This is a genomic window from Bacillus tequilensis KCTC 13622, assembly GCF_000507145.1.
GTDB classification, from domain to species: Bacteria; Bacillota; Bacilli; order Bacillales; family Bacillaceae; genus Bacillus; species Bacillus tequilensis.
In genome coordinates this window covers 227,663-245,994 of sequence record NZ_AYTO01000007.1, presented here as the reverse complement: position 1 = coordinate 245,994, position 18,332 = coordinate 227,663, and the positions used below count along the sequence as shown (strand labels likewise).

The 18,332-nt window shown below is 41.3% G+C and carries 17 protein-coding genes; 12 read left to right on the top strand and 5 right to left on the bottom strand.

From position 1 onward, the window contains the following. The first annotated feature begins 240 nt into the window (after window positions 1–240). From rocD to rocF, 3 genes are all read left to right on the top strand, one after another. Window positions 241–1,446: an ornithine aminotransferase gene (gene rocD / locus V756_RS0102805; protein WP_024713327.1), complete on the top strand. Its 1,206-nt coding sequence runs from the start codon at window positions 241–243 to the stop codon at window positions 1,444–1,446. A 223-nt stretch (window positions 1,447–1,669) separates the two neighbouring features. Next, on the top strand, window positions 1,670–3,073 hold the full coding sequence (locus V756_RS0102800; protein ID WP_024713326.1) for an amino acid permease: 1,404 nt from the start codon (window positions 1,670–1,672) through the stop codon (window positions 3,071–3,073). A gap of 73 nt (window positions 3,074–3,146) precedes the next feature. Beyond that, window positions 3,147–4,037 (top strand): arginase, encoded by an 891-nt coding sequence (rocF, locus tag V756_RS0102795; protein WP_024713325.1) that lies wholly within the window; start codon window positions 3,147–3,149, stop codon window positions 4,035–4,037. 36 nt (window positions 4,038–4,073) lie between these two features. Here the strand turns inward: rocF and V756_RS0102790 are convergent, their stop codons facing one another. Further along, window positions 4,074–4,190 carry a Phr family secreted Rap phosphatase inhibitor gene (locus V756_RS0102790; protein WP_024713324.1) on the bottom strand — a complete coding sequence of 39 codons (117 nt, stop codon included), beginning with the start codon at window positions 4,188–4,190 and terminating at the stop codon, window positions 4,074–4,076. After that, window positions 4,191–5,288, bottom strand: a complete 1,098-nt coding sequence (gene rapG / locus V756_RS0102785; protein WP_024713323.1) for a response regulator aspartate phosphatase RapG — start codon at window positions 5,286–5,288, stop codon at window positions 4,191–4,193. Between the two features lie 110 nt (window positions 5,289–5,398). Between rapG and V756_RS0102780 the strand changes: the two genes are divergently transcribed. From V756_RS0102780 to V756_RS0102770, 3 genes are all read left to right on the top strand, one after another. After that, window positions 5,399–5,869: a GNAT family N-acetyltransferase gene (locus V756_RS0102780; RefSeq protein WP_024713322.1), complete on the top strand. Its 471-nt coding sequence runs from the start codon at window positions 5,399–5,401 to the stop codon at window positions 5,867–5,869. Between the two features lie 138 nt (window positions 5,870–6,007). Further along, window positions 6,008–6,745 carry a YiiX/YebB-like N1pC/P60 family cysteine hydrolase gene (locus V756_RS0102775; RefSeq protein ID WP_024713321.1) on the top strand — a complete coding sequence of 246 codons (738 nt, stop codon included), beginning with the start codon at window positions 6,008–6,010 and terminating at the stop codon, window positions 6,743–6,745. 10 nt (window positions 6,746–6,755) lie between these two features. Further along, window positions 6,756–7,919, top strand: coding sequence for a YycP family beta-propeller protein (locus tag V756_RS0102770; protein WP_024713320.1), 1,164 nt, complete (start codon window positions 6,756–6,758; stop codon window positions 7,917–7,919). Between the two features lie 73 nt (window positions 7,920–7,992). On the opposite strand, the gene V756_RS0102765 is transcribed toward V756_RS0102770, so the two are convergent. Then, window positions 7,993–8,289: a hypothetical protein gene (locus tag V756_RS0102765; RefSeq protein WP_024713319.1), complete on the bottom strand. Its 297-nt coding sequence runs from the start codon at window positions 8,287–8,289 to the stop codon at window positions 7,993–7,995. A 147-nt stretch (window positions 8,290–8,436) separates the two neighbouring features. On the opposite strand from V756_RS0102765, the gene V756_RS1000000124090 reads away from it, so the two are divergent. Both V756_RS1000000124090 and fdhA read left to right on the top strand, forming a co-directional pair. Further along, the gene (locus tag V756_RS1000000124090) at window positions 8,437–8,607 is read left to right on the top strand and encodes a hypothetical protein (protein ID WP_024713318.1); all 171 of its coding nucleotides are present in this window, start codon (window positions 8,437–8,439) and stop codon (window positions 8,605–8,607) included. Window positions 8,608–8,669: 62 nt separating this feature from the next. Then, entirely contained in the window at window positions 8,670–9,896 is a 1,227-nt protein-coding gene (fdhA, locus tag V756_RS0102755; protein ID WP_081719751.1) for a formaldehyde dehydrogenase, glutathione-independent, read from the top strand. A gap of 34 nt (window positions 9,897–9,930) precedes the next feature. On the opposite strand, the gene V756_RS0102750 is transcribed toward fdhA, so the two are convergent. After that, window positions 9,931–10,341, bottom strand: a complete 411-nt coding sequence (locus tag V756_RS0102750) for a hypothetical protein (RefSeq protein ID WP_024713316.1) — start codon at window positions 10,339–10,341, stop codon at window positions 9,931–9,933. Window positions 10,342–10,525: 184 nt separating this feature from the next. Between V756_RS0102750 and V756_RS1000000123210 the strand changes: the two genes are divergently transcribed. The 4 genes from V756_RS1000000123210 to V756_RS0102730 all read left to right on the top strand — a co-directional run bounded on the left by V756_RS1000000123210 (window position 10,526) and on the right by V756_RS0102730 (window position 15,903). Next, window positions 10,526–10,696 (top strand): CxxH/CxxC protein, encoded by a 171-nt coding sequence (locus V756_RS1000000123210; protein WP_081719750.1) that lies wholly within the window; start codon window positions 10,526–10,528, stop codon window positions 10,694–10,696. An 80-nt stretch (window positions 10,697–10,776) separates the two neighbouring features. Next, the gene (gene rlmH / locus V756_RS0102740; protein WP_003226975.1) at window positions 10,777–11,256 is read left to right on the top strand and encodes a 23S rRNA (pseudouridine(1915)-N(3))-methyltransferase RlmH; all 480 of its coding nucleotides are present in this window, start codon (window positions 10,777–10,779) and stop codon (window positions 11,254–11,256) included. A gap of 75 nt (window positions 11,257–11,331) precedes the next feature. Then, window positions 11,332–13,146, top strand: a complete 1,815-nt coding sequence (locus V756_RS0102735) for an AIPR family protein (RefSeq protein WP_024713315.1) — start codon at window positions 11,332–11,334, stop codon at window positions 13,144–13,146. Between the two features lie 201 nt (window positions 13,147–13,347). After that, window positions 13,348–15,903 carry a Spaf_1101 family AAA-like ATPase gene (locus tag V756_RS0102730; RefSeq protein ID WP_024713314.1) on the top strand — a complete coding sequence of 852 codons (2,556 nt, stop codon included), beginning with the start codon at window positions 13,348–13,350 and terminating at the stop codon, window positions 15,901–15,903. A 413-nt stretch (window positions 15,904–16,316) separates the two neighbouring features. Here V756_RS0102730 and fbp read toward each other — a convergent pair whose 3' ends face one another. Beyond that, window positions 16,317–18,242 carry a fructose-1,6-bisphosphatase gene (gene fbp, locus V756_RS0102725; protein WP_024713313.1) on the bottom strand — a complete coding sequence of 642 codons (1,926 nt, stop codon included), beginning with the start codon at window positions 18,240–18,242 and terminating at the stop codon, window positions 16,317–16,319. Window positions 18,243–18,332 lie beyond the last annotated feature (90 nt).

The window sequence follows — 18,332 nt, the reverse complement described above, 5'->3', positions numbered from 1 at the left end:
TGTATAAACCTCCCTCAATTATTTTCTTAATATTGCCTCTATTTTATAAAAGAAGGGAGAGGATATGCAAAAGAATTTTGCGCTCTCACTAAAATTCTTGCATGAAATATCAGAATATTTTTGCACATTGTCCTCGAAATTGTAGAAAACACACGAAATCTTGATTTGGCACAGAACTTGCATTTATAAAAGGGAAAGCAGGATAACATGTTGAAACAGAATACAAGGGGGAATTCAAATATGCCAGCTTTATCGAAATCCGAAAAAATTATTGATCAGACGTCTCATTACGGAGCCAATAATTATCATCCGCTCCCGATTGTCATTTCTGAAGCGCTGGGTGCTTGGGTAAAGGACCCGGAAGGCAATGAATATATGGATATGCTGAGTGCTTATTCTGCGGTAAACCAAGGTCACAGACACCCGAAAATCATTCAGGCGTTGAAGGATCAGGCTGATAAAATCACCCTCACGTCACGTGCGTTTCACAACGATCAGCTGGGACCGTTTTACGAAAAAACAGCTAAGCTCACAGGCAAAGAGATGATTCTGCCAATGAATACAGGTGCAGAAGCGGTGGAATCCGCGGTGAAAGCGGCAAGACGCTGGGCTTATGAAGTGAAGGGCGTAGCAGAAAACCAAGCGGAAATCATTGCATGTGTCGGGAATTTCCACGGACGGACAATGCTGGCGGTATCTCTTTCTTCTGAAGAGGAATATAAACGGGGGTTCGGCCCGATGCTGCCGGGAATCAAATTAATCCCATACGGAGATGCGGAAGCGCTTCGGCGGGCCATTACGCTGAACACAGCGGCATTCTTGTTTGAACCGATTCAAGGGGAAGCTGGTATTGTGATTCCGCCTGAAGGGTTTTTGCAGGAAGCGGCAGCCATTTGTAAGGAAGAGAATGTCCTGTTTATTGCGGATGAAATTCAGACGGGTCTTGGACGTACAGGCAAGACGTTCGCCTGTGACTGGGACGGCATCGTTCCGGATATGTATATCTTGGGCAAAGCGCTTGGCGGCGGTGTGTTCCCGATTTCATGCATTGCGGCGGACCGCGAGATCTTAGGCGTGTTTAACCCGGGATCACACGGCTCCACATTTGGCGGAAATCCGCTTGCGTGTGCAGTGTCTATCGCCTCATTGGAAGTGCTGGAGGATGAAAAGCTGGCGGATCGTTCTCTTGAGCTTGGTGAATACTTTAAAAGCGAGCTTGAGAGCATTGATAACCCTGTCATTAAAGAAGTCCGCGGCAGAGGGCTGTTTATCGGTGTGGAATTGACGGAAGCCGCGCGTCCGTATTGTGAGCGCTTGAAGGAAGAAGGGCTTTTATGCAAGGAAACGCATGATACAGTCATTCGTTTTGCACCGCCATTAATCATTTCCAAAAAGGATTTGGATTGGGCGATAGAGAAAATTAAGCAGGTGCTGCAAAACGCCTAAACCCCCACCATGGCGGGATATTCACTTTGTTTGTATAAATTTACAACAAAAAAATCAGCACTCCCTATTTGCTCAGCTACAGTATTTTAGTATAATGTATCTTTATGAGAAGAAATGAATTTTATATTAAATAGATAGAGACTCTTTGGACAGCAAACTGGGATACGCACCATGCAGATGTTCCAGCTTAGATCCAATACAAGTTGCTGAAGGGGTGCAGAATGTGAATACAAACCAAGATAACGGAAATCAGCTCCAGCGGACAATGAAATCACGTCATTTGTTTATGATTTCATTGGGCGGAGTGATCGGAACCGGTTTCTTCCTTGGAACCGGATTTACTATAAACCAAGCGGGGCCGCTCGGAGCGGTTCTGTCTTATTTAGTGGGCGGCTTTATCATGTTTTTGACGATGCTCTGTTTAGGAGAGCTGGCAGTCGCCTTTCCTGTGTCGGGGTCCTTCCAGACCTATGCGACAAAATTTGTCAGTCCAGCCTTCGGGTTTGCGTTTGGCTGGCTGTACTGGCTTGGCTGGGCGGTTACATGCGCCATTGAATTTTTATCAGCAGGACAGCTGATGCAGCGCTGGTTTCCGCACGTAGACGTGTGGATTTGGTGTCTGGTATTTGCGGCACTGATGTTTATGCTAAATGCGCTCACCACAAAAGCCTTTGCAGAATCCGAATTCTGGTTTTCCGGCATTAAAATTTTGATTATCCTTTTATTTATTATTCTCGGCGGAGCCGCTATGTTTGGCCTGATTAACCTGAAAGGCGGAGAGCATGCGCCGTTTCTGACACATTTTTATGAAGATGGGTTATTTCCGAACGGTATAAAGGCAATGCTGATTACGATGATTACCGTGAACTTTGCGTTCCAGGGAACTGAGCTGATCGGGGTTGCAGCGGGAGAAAGTGAAGATCCTGAAAAAACGATTCCGCGGTCCATCAAACAAACGGTGTGGAGAACGCTTGTCTTCTTTGTTCTTTCCATCATTGTCATTGCCGGCATGATCCCGTGGAAACAAGCGGGTGTCGTGAAAAGTCCGTTTGTTGCCGTATTTGAGCAAATTGGAATCCCGTATGCCGGAGATATCATGAACTTTGTCATTTTAATTGCGCTGTTATCCGTTGCGAATTCAGGCTTATACGCATCGACGCGTATCCTGTACGCGATGGCGAAGGAAGGCCAGGCCTTCAAAGCACTCGGTAAAACCAATCAACGGGGTGTACCGCTGAACGCGTTAATCATAACGATGGCCGTCGCCTGCCTGTCGCTTTTATCAAAAGTGGCAGCGGAAGAAACCGTATATATGGTGCTGTTATCATTGGCGGGCATGAGCGCGCAGGTCGGCTGGATTACGATTTCGCTTTCCCAAATCATGTTCAGACGCAAATATATCCGTGAAGGCGGCAAGACAGAAGATTTGAAATTCAAAACACCTCTGTATCCGGTGCTTCCGGTTCTCGGCCTGACATTAAATACAGTGGTTCTCGTCAGCCTTGCGTTCGATCCGAAGCAGCGTATCGCGCTTTATTGCGGCATACCGTTTATGGTCATTTGCTACATTATTTATCATGTTGTCATTAAAAAACGCCAGCAGACAAATCGTCAGCTAGAGCTTTAAAAACGCTGTCCGCAAGTCATCTTTGTTATAACCCGCATAGGACATTATCTTATATGTTGAGGTGGAATCACAGATGGATAAAACGATTTCGGTTATTGGAATGCCAATGGATTTAGGACAAGCACGACGCGGTGTGGACATGGGCCCGAGTGCCATCCGGTACGCCCATCTGATCGAGAGGCTGTCAGATATGGGGTATACGGTTGAAGATCTCGGTGACATTCCGATCAACCGCGAAAAGATCAACAATGACGAGGAACTGAAAAACCTGAATTCCGTTTTGTCAGGAAATGAAAAACTCGCTCAAAAGGTCAACAAAGTCATCGAAGAGAAAAAATTCCCGCTTGTTCTGGGCGGTGACCACAGTATTGCGATCGGCACGCTGGCAGGCACAGCGAAGCATTACGATAATCTCGGCGTCATCTGGTATGACGCGCACGGCGACTTGAATACACTTGAAACCTCGCCATCAGGCAATATCCACGGCATGCCGCTTGCCGTCAGCCTCGGCATTGGCCACGAGTCGCTGGTGAACCTTGAAGGCTATGCACCTAAAATCAAGCCGCAAAACGTCGTCATCATCGGCGCCCGGTCTCTTGATGAAGGGGAGCGCAAGTACATTAAGGAAAGCGGCATGAAGGTGTACACGATGCACGAAATCGACCGTCTCGGCATGACAAAAGTGATGGAAGAAACCCTTGATTATTTATCAGCATGTGACGGGGTCCATCTGAGCCTTGATTTGGACGGGCTTGATCCGAACGACGCACCGGGTGTCGGAACCCCTGTCGTCGGCGGCATCAGCTACCGGGAGAGCCATCTGGCTATGGAAATGCTGTATGACGCAGGCATCATCACCTCAGCTGAATTCGTTGAGGTCAACCCGATCCTTGATCACAAAAACAAAACCGGAAAAACAGCCGTAGAGCTCGTGGAATCCCTGCTAGGGAAAAAATTGCTTTAATCAGAAAACCCCCGCATCCCGCGGGGGTTTTTCCGTTTATCCAATCATTTTCTCAGCGACTTTCATATCCTGTGAATGGGCTTGATGGTCTGCAATAAACCACCCAGATAAAATCACCGCTGCGACGCCTGCGCCAATCAGAAATTTTTTCATTTAGATAACCTCCGTTCGTTTGATGAGTTCTTCAATTTGTAAGGCTTCATAAAAAAAGTGGGCCGCTTCTTTGTAAAGCTCATACTCCCTATACCTTTCGCCAGCCAAAATGGAAAGTTCTCTTACACTGTCATACTCTTTCTCGGACAACAAGTCATCCATATGTTGTTTGCATAAGTGAAACGTTTCCGCATGACCTCCTTTTGCATAAAGGGCATATAAAATGTCTATTTTAGCCTCGCATACTCTATTCGGCTTTGCAGTCAATTTTTCCTTCACTTCGTGGTAGTAAGTGAGCGCCCGTTCTTTCTTGTTGACCTTAAACAGCTCTCGTATCAGCAAGTAGACAGAATGATAGTAATAGGCGGAGCGGGCGTAGTCTTCGTTCTGCAGGGCCGCTTCTAAAGTGGAGATCGCTTCTTCTGACTTGCCGCTTTGTGCATGGAGAAGTCCGAAGTTATGCAAAAGCTGGGCTTCAAAGAAATGATCCTCTAATTCTCTCGTGATCCGAATCGCTTCCTCCAAGTGTGTTTCGGCTTCTTCAAACTGGCCCATCTCGGTAAAATTGCCTGACATGGTGATCAGCGCCGAGGCCAGTTTCTTTTTATAATCGCTCTCTTCCCTGAACGTTTTGACCGCCAGCCGTGTATGATTGAGGGACACAATATTTTGTCCCAGCTTATAATAGAGCTTTCCGACCTTCAGGTGAAATTCGGCTTTCTCAATCGGATCGGGAATGTTGCTGAGATACTGCTCAGCCTCTTTATACAGCCCAATGGCAATGTCGTAATTATTGTTATAGGCTTCATACATGCCCTCAAACAGAAAAAAGTAATATTTCAGCAAGTCTGACGTAGCATTCATATGAGAAGGCTCCTCATGCTGAAAACCTTGTCCTCTCGCTTCGTGAAGCAAAACCTTGTGTCGCAGTTCCAATAAGGAGAAGTAAGCAAGAATCTCCTGGTCCTCTTCCATGTCACCCAATAAAGGCTTCACTTCTTCAAATAAACGGGCAGACTCTTCAGCTTCATGTTTCCTGATCGCAAGGTACCAATCGTTGAGCATGTTAGCGATTTCTGCGGGTGCAATTTTATTCATGTGAAACTCCCTTCTCTAGTGACTTATTAGTCTAAGTTGTTTATTCTGATAGTAACACCTCTTTCTATTTTATGTAAGATCCTCTAGTCAATATATAAAGGAGAGATGATATGACAATAATGCTGACTCCCATGCAAACAGAAGAATTCCGATCTTATCTTACGTACACAGCCAAGCACTACGCGGAAGAAAAGGTAAAGGCGGGGACATGGCTGCCTGAAGATGCACCGCTTTTGTCTAAGCAGACTTTTTCAAATCTGCTTCCGAAAGGGCTGGAAACACCCGACCATCATTTATGGAGCCTCACGCTGAATGAAAAGGACATCGTGGGCTGGCTCTGGATTCACGCTGAGCCGGAGCATCCGCAGCAGGAAGCGTTCATTTATGATTTCGGGTTATACGAACCATACCGCGGCAAAGGCTACGCAAAGCAGGCATTGGCGGCATTAGAACAAACGGCACGCAGCATGGGAATCCAGAAGATCTCCCTTCACGTCTTTGCCCATAATCAGACGGCGCGGAAGTTATATGAGCGAACCGGATTTCAAGAAACGGACGTGGTGATGAGCAAGAAGCTTTAGAAAAGGACCTGTAAAGGTTTTTTTCTGTAAATGATTTCTAAAAATTCTGTAAATAACCTAGTTACTTTCCTCATTTTCCTAATATAATGTGGGTGAGGAAATCACCTTTCCTACATTTACAAGAAAAGAGGAGATGTCATGAAGTTGAAGAAAAAGGTATCGATGTTTATGGTAGCGCTTACAATTTGCGGCGGCCTGTTTGTTTCTCCCGTCAAAGCCGTAAAGACCACAAACGAAGCTGAAGAAATTGCCGCACTGCAGCCAGGCACGACACCGGAAGAAATCATGAAATCCGCCAGCCAGATCGCCAAACAGCAGCACGTAAAGCAAAACGTCATTTTGAAGCAGTTCTATAAGGAAATCACAGCTGATAAAGCGGAGGGAGACCGGCTCGCTAAGGAAAGCGGCATGTCCGTCATGGGCGGCTCGTCCGGCACGAAAAAACTCCCGACAAGCGCGAAAGGGAATATCTATTACACCAACTCCTACACAGCCTACTACAACCACGGCCATGTCGGCATGTACTCCGCCTCTGACAAAATTGTTGAATCTGTCCCGAGCGACGGTGTCAGACAGATCGCTTATAATGCCAGAGAGGTGGAAGACAACTCCCTTGTGCAGACAGTTAACGTTACTTCATCTCAAAAAACATCTGCTGCCGACTGGGCGGTATCAAAGGTCGGCGACCCATACTCGTTTAACTTTGTTAATAACAGAAATACCGGCCATGACGGTGCCAAAAACTGTTCAAAACTCCTGTGGTCCGCCTTTTTGCTGAAAGCCGGCATTGATATCGACAGCAACGGGGGATTAGGCGTGTATCCGCGCGACATCACCAGCTCATCCTATACAGCAACCATTATGACCATCAACTAAGGAGAAGGACATGAAGAAGCGGATGATCATCATCGTCATGCTGATTCTCGCAGGTATCGCGCTATTTATCTTCGTTTCTCCCACCCCAAGCCATAAAGCCGTAAGTCAGCAGGATCTCAGAGACCCTGATTTTCTCGATGACAAAGAAGTCCTGCTGTATTTCTCATCCTCTGCGGATCAAGATGCATTTGGCGGCGGGAAAAGCTGCGCCCTGTTTATCAGCCAGGACGGGGCGCTGTCTTCCTTTAAGATGAAGGGCCTTGAGCTGGGCTCAGCCAAGGTTCACGGCGACAGTGTGCTGCTCGAGGACAAAAATACGATTTACACAATCAAAAACGGCCTACACTCTCATAAAAGAGCCTATCAGCACACAGGAGACAGCGCGGGCTTTCTGCAAAACACGGACGGCTTTTACACCTTATACAACTCAGGCTACGACAAAAAGGGAGACGGATATCGCTCAGAGCTGTACCGCCAGATGGACGGAGAGTGGAAAAAAGACGCCATCCCATACTATATCCGCGCCTCAGGTTTTCATGACGGCGCCATTTACGCACTTGTCCCGACAGCTGACGAAAAAGGCTATCAGCTCCTCCAGGTTCAAGCCGATCAGAAGAAGCTCACCTATCACAACATAACGGAATGGAAGTACCGAGAAGGAGCCTCAGTCGAATCCCAGCTTGCTGTCGACGACAAAGCTGTGTATGTTATGGTTCGCGGCCAAAAATCGCGCAATCTTTATCAAATGGTCAAAATCAACAAGAAGAGCGGCAAAGTAGAACTGCACGACATCGCCCAATACAAAAACGACGAACAAACGATATACAGCTCCATGCCTTTCAGCTTCAAAAAAAGCTTTTTCTCTTATGATGGTTTTCTATACTTCATTGACGGCTTCGGAAAGGTGTACAAAATCGATGCCAAGACAGGAAAAACAAGCATCGACGTCACCCTTTCATCCGAAAAACTGAAAGCCGATTTCAAAGAAATCACCCAAAAAGGCAGCAGCCTCTATTTCTTCACATACACGTACAACAAGCCTGCAACCATTGAACAGTACAGCCTGAAAACCGGAAAGAAAGTGAAGGAAAAAGAGATCGGGAAGGTAAAGGACGTCGTGACGCCGAAGAGTCATTTGAAGCTGTATGATTTTGAGGTAATGAAGGGGTTTTAAGCGACTATTATTGTCACATTATTTCTCAGGAAATACGAAAAAGAGACTTGCAAGAAGTCTCTTTTTCTGTAGCTTAATTTGATACATATCCTTGATAGAAAGCCGTCCAGCCGCCGTCATAACGTGGTTCAAAATTATATAGCTCCAATGTTCCTTTATAGCCGCCAATTGAATAGTTGTAATAGTCAGGAATATCGTTGTAATCAGAAAGCCCCCAGTAAGTCACTTTATAACCCGTGACATATTTGATATCCTGTGCTTTGACTTCCTGTGTAGAAAGTTCAGCCGCAGAAGCCGGGCTAGCAAGAGTGCCCCCAACACCTAGTGTAATTCCCAAAGCTAATGTACCAATCACAATTTTTTTAAACATTTTCTTACCTCCCATTTTTTTGAATCAAATATAAAATCCTACAAATTTCCTGAGATTTCCTACTATTTTAAATAAATTTTGTGTAAAATTTGTGAATTTTTGTAAAATAGACGTGCTAGTTGAATGGTGGGTAAAGGAGGAATTCGCATGCTTACGAAACGAGTCATTCTTCTGGCAGTTATCATCAGCCTGACTTCGGCGGCTACGATGTTTCTGTTAAACGGAGGGAAAGCAAATTGGCTGGACATCCTCGGAACCATTATCGGCTGCTTACTTGGCGTATTTGTTGTCGTCAGGATGCAGAAAAAACAGTCGTGAAAAAGGGAAAGAGTCACGCCGAACCGAAGTCATGTTCAAGGACACAAAGTCCAAACACATGAATGGGAGGAATGACGTTGACTGGAAACAAAGCGGTTGTGTACAAAGGCAAAGGAACTGTGGCGGTGGAGGATATCGGGTATCCGGAGTTAATCTTGAGGGACGGGCCCGGCGTTCCGAAGGCGAATGTGAATCGAAAATGTGAGCATGGGGTTATTCTCAAAGTGATTACAACTAACATTTGCGGGAGCGACCAGCATATGGTCAGAGGCCGCACGACGGCGCCTGAAGGCTTGGTGCTCGGTCATGAAATCACCGGAGAGGTCATTGAAACGGGGCGGGATGTCGAATTTATTAAAAAAGGCGACATCGTATCCGTTCCATTCAATATTGCCTGCGGACGCTGTGTGATGTGCAGAACGCAGAAAACGCACGTGTGCCTGAATGTCAATCCGGACCGGCCGGGATCGGCTTACGGCTACGTCGATATGGGCGGCTGGGTCGGCGGCCAGTCGGAATATGTCATGGTGCCGTACGCTGATTTTCAGCTTTTGGTATTCCCTGATAAAGAACAGGCGCTGGAAAAGATTCTCGATTTGACCATGCTGTCCGATATTTTTCCGACCGGCTTTCACGGGGCATACACAGCGGGCGTACAAACAGGCTCAACCGTCTATATCGCGGGAGCGGGGCCTGTCGGATTAGCAGCCGCCCATTCCGCCCAGCTCCTTGGCGCCTCGACGGTGATCGTTGGCGATCTGAACGAAGACAGACTGGCACAGGCGAGAAGCTTCGGCTGTGAAACGGTCAACGTACGAAAACACGACCGCCTCGGCGAGCAAATTGAACAAATACTAGGTGAACCGACCGTTGATGCCGCAGTGGACTGTGTCGGCTTTGAAGCCTCTGGGCACGGCAATCAAGGAGAAGCGCCTGCCGCCGTGCTGAACTCGATTATGGACGTCACCCAGGTCGGAGGAAGCCTCGGCATTCCGGGCTTATATGTAACCGAAGATCCCGGTGCAAAGGATGCGGATGCCAAAACAGGCTCACTAAAAATCCGATTCGGACTTGGCTGGGCCAAAGCCCACACCTTCGTCACCGGACAAACACCAGCCATGACATACAACCGCAATTTGATGAAAGCGATCTTAAGCGGCAGGGCGCAAATCGCAAAAGCCGTCAACGCCACCGTCATTTCTCTGAACGACGCGCCAAACGGCTACAGCGACTTCGACAAAGGCGCAGCCAAAAAATTCGTCATCGACCCGCATGGAACATTGAAGTAAAAGAAAAAGCCGGACGTTCCTTGGAACGCCGGCTTTATTGCTGATAATCTATTTCTTCAAATCGATTTCCCAATTCATCCTGTACGATGAAATCCCCTTTGATTTTGTCCAGTCCAATTAAAATATAAGGGTTTTTCTCATTTGCTTTGAGAGTAGCTTTTCGCTTCACAGTTACAACCGTTTCTTTAGATGAGAATTTGACGTCTGACACCTCAAGCTGTTTGTCGTTCTCGCTGCTTCCGAGAGAAACGCCGACCATTTTTTTGCCTTCTGAAATGGTGAAGATTTGATATCCTTTTACGTCATCATGCATTTGAAGATCATTTACGTACATTTTAATATCTGTCACTTCATCAAGTCGATCCTTCTCTAACACCCAATAAGACGGCTGGCAACCAGCAAGCAGCAACATGATCACAAAAAGCAAAACCCATTTAAGACGCAAAAGACAGACCTCCCCACACATCGGTTACATCCAAACTAACATACGAGCGAAATAGAGTCATCAACAGCTTGTTTGTCGAATTGTGGATAAAACTCAGCCCGAAGCACTACTAACATGTGAATAAATAGGTTATATTGGGAGGAGAATATTTGCAAAATGCAAGAAACCATCGGAGGATTTGAACATGAAACAAACGTATTATTCCTGTGAAGAACACATCGAAACCGTACTGGATATGTACATAGACGACCACGAGCTACCGCCCGAAATCAGAAAACTCGAACATACTAACAGTTTATCCACAGCCTGTGAATTATGTGGGGAACCCGCAGTATATATAGTGGGGAACGAATGATCTTACACAAAATACAGAAAAGATATCCACAAATGTGGACAACATATATGAATAACTTGTTTCTAAAGTGGGGATGACCTGTGAATATCAATATTGTGACAATTGGAAAACTAAAAGAAAAATACCTCAAGCAAGGCATTGAAGAATACACAAAACGACTTTCAGCCTACGCAAAAATCGACATTATCGAACTCCCGGACGAAAAAGCGCCGGAAAACCTAAGCGACCAGGACATGAAAATCATAAAAGACAAAGAAGGCGACCGCATCCTATCCAAAATCAGCCCCGACGCCCACGTCATCGCCCTCGCCATCGAAGGAAAAATGAAAACATCCGAAGAACTAGCCGATACAATAGATAAGCTGGCTACATATGGAAAAAGCAAAGTCACCTTCGTCATCGGCGGATCACTCGGATTGAGTGACGCAGTGATGAAGCGAGCGGATGAAAAGCTGTCGTTCTCGAAAATGACGTTTCCTCATCAGTTGATGCGGCTGATTCTGGTAGAGCAGATTTATCGGGCTTTTCGGATTAATCGGGGGGAGCCGTATCATAAGTAGAAAGATTTTTATCTTACTATTTATTTTTATAAAAAAGAAGTATTTTGTAACATTAAAACTACTGGAGGTAATTAAATGGCGGTAGTCACTACTATTAAACATCCTATGATTTCGGGATATGTAAAAGGTTTTGTGGATAAATACGAAATTTCAAGAAGAAAAGCAAAGAATGAACATAATATTTTTGAGATGTTTATAAATGATTTAATTTTAAGTTCATACAATAATGATCCTCATGCAAGTTATGAGGATATGGAAACAGGAACAGCATTTGGGATTGATGGAGTAGCTATTTTTATTAATGATAAATTGGTCGAAGGCGTAGAGGATGTAGATTATATTTGTAATTCTACCCGAAAAATTGAAGTGAAATTTTTATTTACTCAAACGAAGACTTCTGAAAAATTTGATAGGAGCGAAGTTAGGGATTTTTTACAGGGAGTAAACAGGTTTTTTAACTTCGAATTTTGTGAGATTACTGAGCTCAAAAACTCTTGGGAAACGGCAAAATATATATATGATTTAAGCACAAAATTTAAAAATGACCCGGCTCTTAAAATGTATTATACTGCTTTAGCACCGAAGAAAATTTCAGTAAAAGATGAGGATATTGATCTTCATTTAAAGTCTGAAATATTAACAGGTTTAGAAGTATTAAAGCAAAGATATATATTTGATGAAGACAATATATCACTAAATTTTATTGGCTTGAAGGAAATAAGGGAATTACATCAAAAAGAAAATAATCTAACAGAAATAAAATTTAATTTAGATAAACAACCAGTGCCATATCCTAAAGATAGTACTGGAATTATAAAGTCTGCTTATTTTGGGCTAATTAAATTAGAGGATTTATTAGATATTTTATCAGAAGCCGTAGATGGAGAAAGAATCCTTAGAAAAGGAATTTTTGAAGATAATATCCGTGATTATTTAGGTGCAAACGAGAAATTTGATGTAAATCTAGATATGAAAAATGGTTTAACGGGAACCAATGCGCATTTATTTGGACTTTTAAATAACGGGATAACAATAATTGCAGATCAAGTACATATTATTTCAACTGAAGCAAGCCTAGTAAACTATCAAATTGTAAATGGTTGTCAAACAAGTAATGTAATATTTGAATCATTGAAAGACATTATCGAGAAGAATATCTATATACCAATTCGTTTAATTGGGACTGAGGATGAGGATACTAAAAATGCAATAATTAAGGCAACAAATAGTCAAACTGCTTTGAAACCAGAGCAATTATTAGCTTTAAGAGATGAACAGAAGTCATTAGAGGAATATTATAGAGCAAAGAGAAATCAAAATAAATTTTTATTATATTATGAGCGAAGAACCGAACAATACAGAAATGAAGACATTCAAAAAACAAAAATTATTAATATTCCATTTCAAATAAAAGCTACTTCTGCTATGTTTTTGGATTTACCACATGAAGTATCAGGTCAGTATGGAAAAGTTGAACAAAAAACTAGAGGTAAATTATTTACGGATAGCAGCTTGTTAAATCCATATTATGTGAGTGGGCTTACATGGTATAGAGTAGAAGCTTTTATTAGAAATAATGAAGAAGGAAAAAAACATCGAAGAGCACGTTGGCACATAATGATGGTAATAAAGTATCTAATATCAGACCTTAAAAATCCTTCAAAAATTATTGATAAAAATGCGGAAAAAATATCTGAAAAAGTTGAAAAGGTTATGTTAAATGATGCAAAGTCCTTGGAAATAATAGAGAATGCTTTAAGTTTAATAAAAGAATTTATTATAAATGAGGGAATTTTGGACATTAGCGAGGATAGGAAATTTTTCGAAAGAAAAGAAACTACAACTGGATTGATCGAAATGTTAAAAAACCGCCTTAAAACTCTATCATAAAAGTTAGGAAAGATATTTATTTAGTCAATTTAAAAAGCATAAAAAAAGATCAAGCAGAGACTCTTCTCTGCTTGATTAGAAATAGCGATATATTAATATAGTATGTTTTTTAGGTTAGTTCATTAAAGATGAAAACAAATTTAGGATAATTAAAAAGTAACCTGAATATAAAATTACCATAGATTGGAGTTTACTTTTAAATTGGAACATAGTAATAAACTTAACATTGTTTATAAAAGTATCCAACAAATGAAAGAATCTTATGGAAAGTTATTAAAAGTAGAGTTTCATATTCATACACCAGCATCTCATGACTATAGATTATTACCAGGAAAATTATTCAAAAACATGAAATTAAAGGAGGTTTTTGATGTTGCACTGAATGAGGGATTGTATTCTAAAGAGTTTCTGGAAAGAATACAAAAAGAGGATTTTGCTATATTTGAAAAACAAGTTATTGAAGATATAAATAGAGATTTCCATGTGAGTTTTTCAAACTTTAAAGAGATATTAGGATATCAATTAATTGCACATTCATTATATAAAAATAATATACATGCAGCAGTTATTTCTGATCATAATACTATTAATGGGTTTAAGAAGTTACAAGCAGTTTTAGTTGATTACTATAAATCTAGGATTAAAGGAAACACTCAAAGAAAAAGTATTAAGTTATTCCTAGGTATTGAAATTAGTTGTTCAGACTATTACCATTTAGTGGGGATTTTTGATGAGCATAAATACACTGATTTGAAAAATTTTGTTAGTAAATATATACATTCTGAGGAAGAAGGAACCTATATATCTTGTCTTGATATGGTAAATAGGATAACTGAAAACGGGGGTATTCCATACATTGCTCATATAAATACAAGTGATTTTTTAGGGACAAATTTATATAAGAGATCATTATTTGGTTTTAGTGGTTTAAAAATATTAGGCTTAACAAATATAGATTCTAAGGAGAGAATTTCCAACAGGATAAAAAAATATCAAGAAAGTTCAAAAGGCGATTTTTGTTTTATACATGAAGGGGACTCGCATGAACTTAATCAATTAGGTAAAAAAAATACTTGGATTAAATTTAATAATTTAAGCTTTAAGTCGTTAAAAAAAGCATTTAAAAATTATCAATTCTGTATATATATAGACAAACCAATTTATAATGACCGATTTCTAAAAGGCATATATATAGAGCCAGGAGAGAAAGGTTTTCTAGGAGATAAAGAACAACCAGAAAAACCTTTCATAGTCGACTTTTCTAGAGATTTAAACTGCATAATAGGAGGAAGAGGAGTCGGAAAAAGTACAATTTTAAGTATTTTAGAGACAGCGTTCACTTTAGAGGTCACGAATATTAATCAACTTGAATACATATCACGTCATAATCTTATATATATTGTTTTTAATTATAAAAACATGGATTACATTTTAAACTTTATACCACAAATCACCGAATCGGGTTATTCAGGCAATAACTATTTTTTAAGAAAAGCATTTTCAGAAACAACTGAGACAGAAAGTGGCACTAGGAGATTGTCCCAAAACTGGATTAATCTGTATCGTGTTAGTCAAGTAGAATCTTCAAATGGTTATAAATTTCAAGAGTTAAATTATAATGAAACAACTACGATAATAGAAAGTGTTTATAAAAAAAGCTATTCAATTAATAATATTGTTGAATTAAGTAATACAGGAAGGATTAGCGAATTTATTAGAGACATAGTTTTAAATGGAGAAAGACTTAATGGATCTAAAATAGTATTAAGTAAATTAAATAAGCTCCATAAAAATAACTATAGAAAATATCTTCGAGAGAATATTCAAAGCGTTCTGGTTAATATAAAAAAACGAGAAGAAAATGTTAAAATGGCTATTGAGGAATTTAATCGTTTGAATAATAAATTAATCCAAATAGTTTATTCACCGAAATTAAAAGATCCTACCTTTTATCTAAAAGAACTTGAACTAAGATATGATCCAATTTTTGATAGAGAAAAAGGAAAAAGAGTTTTAAACACGTATTTGACTTGGGACGATATAGATGAATTTGTTTATGAGGCAACTAAAAAGTTCGGTTATTTAGAATTTTTAGAACTTATTCTAAATAAAGAGCACAAACAAATTGAAAATGAGTTGTCTTTAAATAATTTCATTTCAGGAACTATTACAGGCGAGTATGAAAATGTTTCTATAAAGAATATGGTTCGTGTTTATAATAAAATTGAGGAGCGTATTTTTAGGAACATTGAAAAAGTGACAAATAGTTTTAAGTTACTATTTGAAATAATAGATGAATTCTCATTAAAATTTAATATTAATTCTAAAGAAACGATACGTACAGAAAAAGTAGTTATGAAAGATATTGATGAGCTATCTCTTGGTCAAAAGGTTGTGGCCATACTTACTTTGATATTTAATTATGGAGAACATAGTGTCGATAGTACACCATTGGTAATCGATCAACCAGAAGATAACTTAGACAACCTATATATTTATCAAAATCTAGTAAAAAGCTTGAGAAAAATCAAAAATAAAAGACAAGTAATAATAGCTACACATTCTGCTACGATAGTAACTAATGCAGACGCCGAGCAAGTTATAATATTAGAATCAGACAATAAAAGAGGTTGGTTATCAAAAAAAGGATACCCGGATGACGAAGTTGTTTTAAAACATATCGTTTCTATTCTAGAAGGAGGGAGAGAATCATTTATTCACAAAAAGGAAACATATATGACTGTGCTTGATATTTGAACTATAAACAATATAATTTTTTAGAAGACCAAGAAAAAATTCTTGGTCTTTTCACACATAAGGTTAATACCATCATAACCATTATTTTTTCAGCTAATATTGATAAGTGCTAGACTTAGATGCATCATTGTCAGACGATTGTTACGTTGATAGAGCCGGAGTTAGTATGGTGTTTTTAACGTTTCGCTCTCAGCGCCGACTATGTCGTGCAACGCTCTCCATTCACAAATTGATTCGGTACGAATGTCATATTTTTTCGCAACCTCTTTCATTGAAATATTCCCAAGATCACATTCTTACTTTGAGTACCATTTTCCAGCCTTGAAAAAACTCCCCTAAGGCAAACAGATTTTTTATTCCATCTGTCTACTTTTAAGGGAAGCATATCATCATCTCTGAACCCTAAATATTCCTCACTTCATATACCGATACTCCCGCAAACTCTCCAAAATCGCAACCTCCTGCAGCAGTTCCTCACCCACATTCGTTTCCTTCACTTTCTTTCGCTCAAGCTCTTTATCCACTAATCGCTTCACGGTTAAGACATCGGTTCCGGTGCTTAGGACTTCTGCCTTGGAGTTGAAGTGTTTATGGGCGACGAGCTGCATGCCGTAGGAGTTGTATAGCAGCGTGTAGCCGGCGATGCCTGTTGTGGATTGGTAGGCTTTGGAGAAGCCGCCGTCGATGACGATCATTTTTCCGTTTGCTTTGATAGGGTCTTCTCCTTCGATTTCTTTTACAGGTGTATGGCCGTTGATGATATGGCCGTGATCTGGATTGAGGCCGAATTCTGCCAGGATGTTTCGGCAGGTTGCCTCGTCTTCGCGTAAATAATAATACGGGTTTTTCTTCTCTTTATGCGTTTCCTTTTCTTTGATGAAATACCGCTCAAATGTCGTCATGGCGCGTTTTCCGAAGAGGGAGGAGTGCTCGCCTGTCCATAAATACCAGGTCATATCTGTCGCCAGATCGTCGGTTTCTTCCGGGTGGGCAAATGCTTCCCGTAAGAACCGTTCAAACACATCGAGCAGTTCACGGCCCGCATACGGTTTATCCTCAATCATCATCGTTTCCATATTGCCGTTTTCATCGACAGGAATACAGCCGTGAATCAACAGGTTGCCGTTGTATTTTAAATAAAGGCTGCCTTTTTTCATCATAAAATTCATATGGCGGCCCAGCTTTTCGGAATGCTGGACAGAGAATAGCAGTTTGTCTATGACTTCTGCTTCTTCTTCTAATAGCTGATCTGGCTGTTCCGGATTCACCGTCGCAAAGCAGGTGTTTTCCAGTTGATATGTTTTTCCGTGCAGCGTAATTTCATTTTTATCATAATCTATTTTCTCGAGTAACAGCCGTTCTTCCATATTAAAGTTCGGCCGTCTCTTGATAATCGGGCTCTCGAGCTTGAATTGGATCATGGCAACCGCTTGATGGATTTTTGTGATTTGCTTAATCTCATCCTCTGGCCTGTTGTCGTCTGCCTTTGGACGGAACGCTGGATTATCGTCATAATATTTTTCGGCCAGGTTCAGCAGCGGTCTCAGGTTGATGCCGTACACGTCCTCAATAATATCCAGGTTGTCATAGCGGGCACAGATACGGATAATATTGGCCAGGCATACTTTGGAACCGGAATAGGCGCCGATCCAAAGGACATCGTGATTTCCCCATTGAATATCGACAGAATGATAGTTGATCAGTTCTTCCATAATCCTATCCGGCTGCGGGCCGCGGTCGTAAATATCGCCGACAACATGCAGATGGTCGACCACCAGCCGCTGAACGCTGTATGCAAGGCCGGTGATCAGCTTATCAGCCTGGCCAAGCTCAATGATCTGATCAATGATTTCGGAGTAATATTGCTCCTTGTTGCCAGCTTGTTCTGTTTTGTATAGCAGCTCCTCCGTAATATAAGCAAACTGGGCAGGCAGTGCTTTGCGCAGTTTGGAGCGGGTATACTTGGAGGAGCAATAAGAAACGAGCTTAATCATTCGGTTAATCGTTTCTTTATACCACTCGTTTAATGCTTCTTTCGCATCAAAGTCATGTTTGATTAACTTCAGCTTGTCTTCCGGGTAATAGACCAATGCCGCTAATTCATCAATTTCTCTATCGTAAATGACGCCGCTGAAAATATCGCGTATCTTCTCTTTGACACGTCCTGAACCATTGCGGAGCACGTGCTGGAAGGCCTGATACTCCCCGTGCAAATCACTGACAAAATGCTCGGTGCCTTTTGGCAGGTTCAGTATCGCTTTCAAATTGATGATTTCCGTTACCACTTTTTCTTCACAATCGTATTTTTGCGCGAGTAGATCTAAGTACTTGCTTTCCAAAATCGTCCATCCCCTTTTTAGAATAACCCCTATTTATGAGCATGTGCATGATAAGGTGAATTTAAAAGTATGGCATTATTTTTAAACATT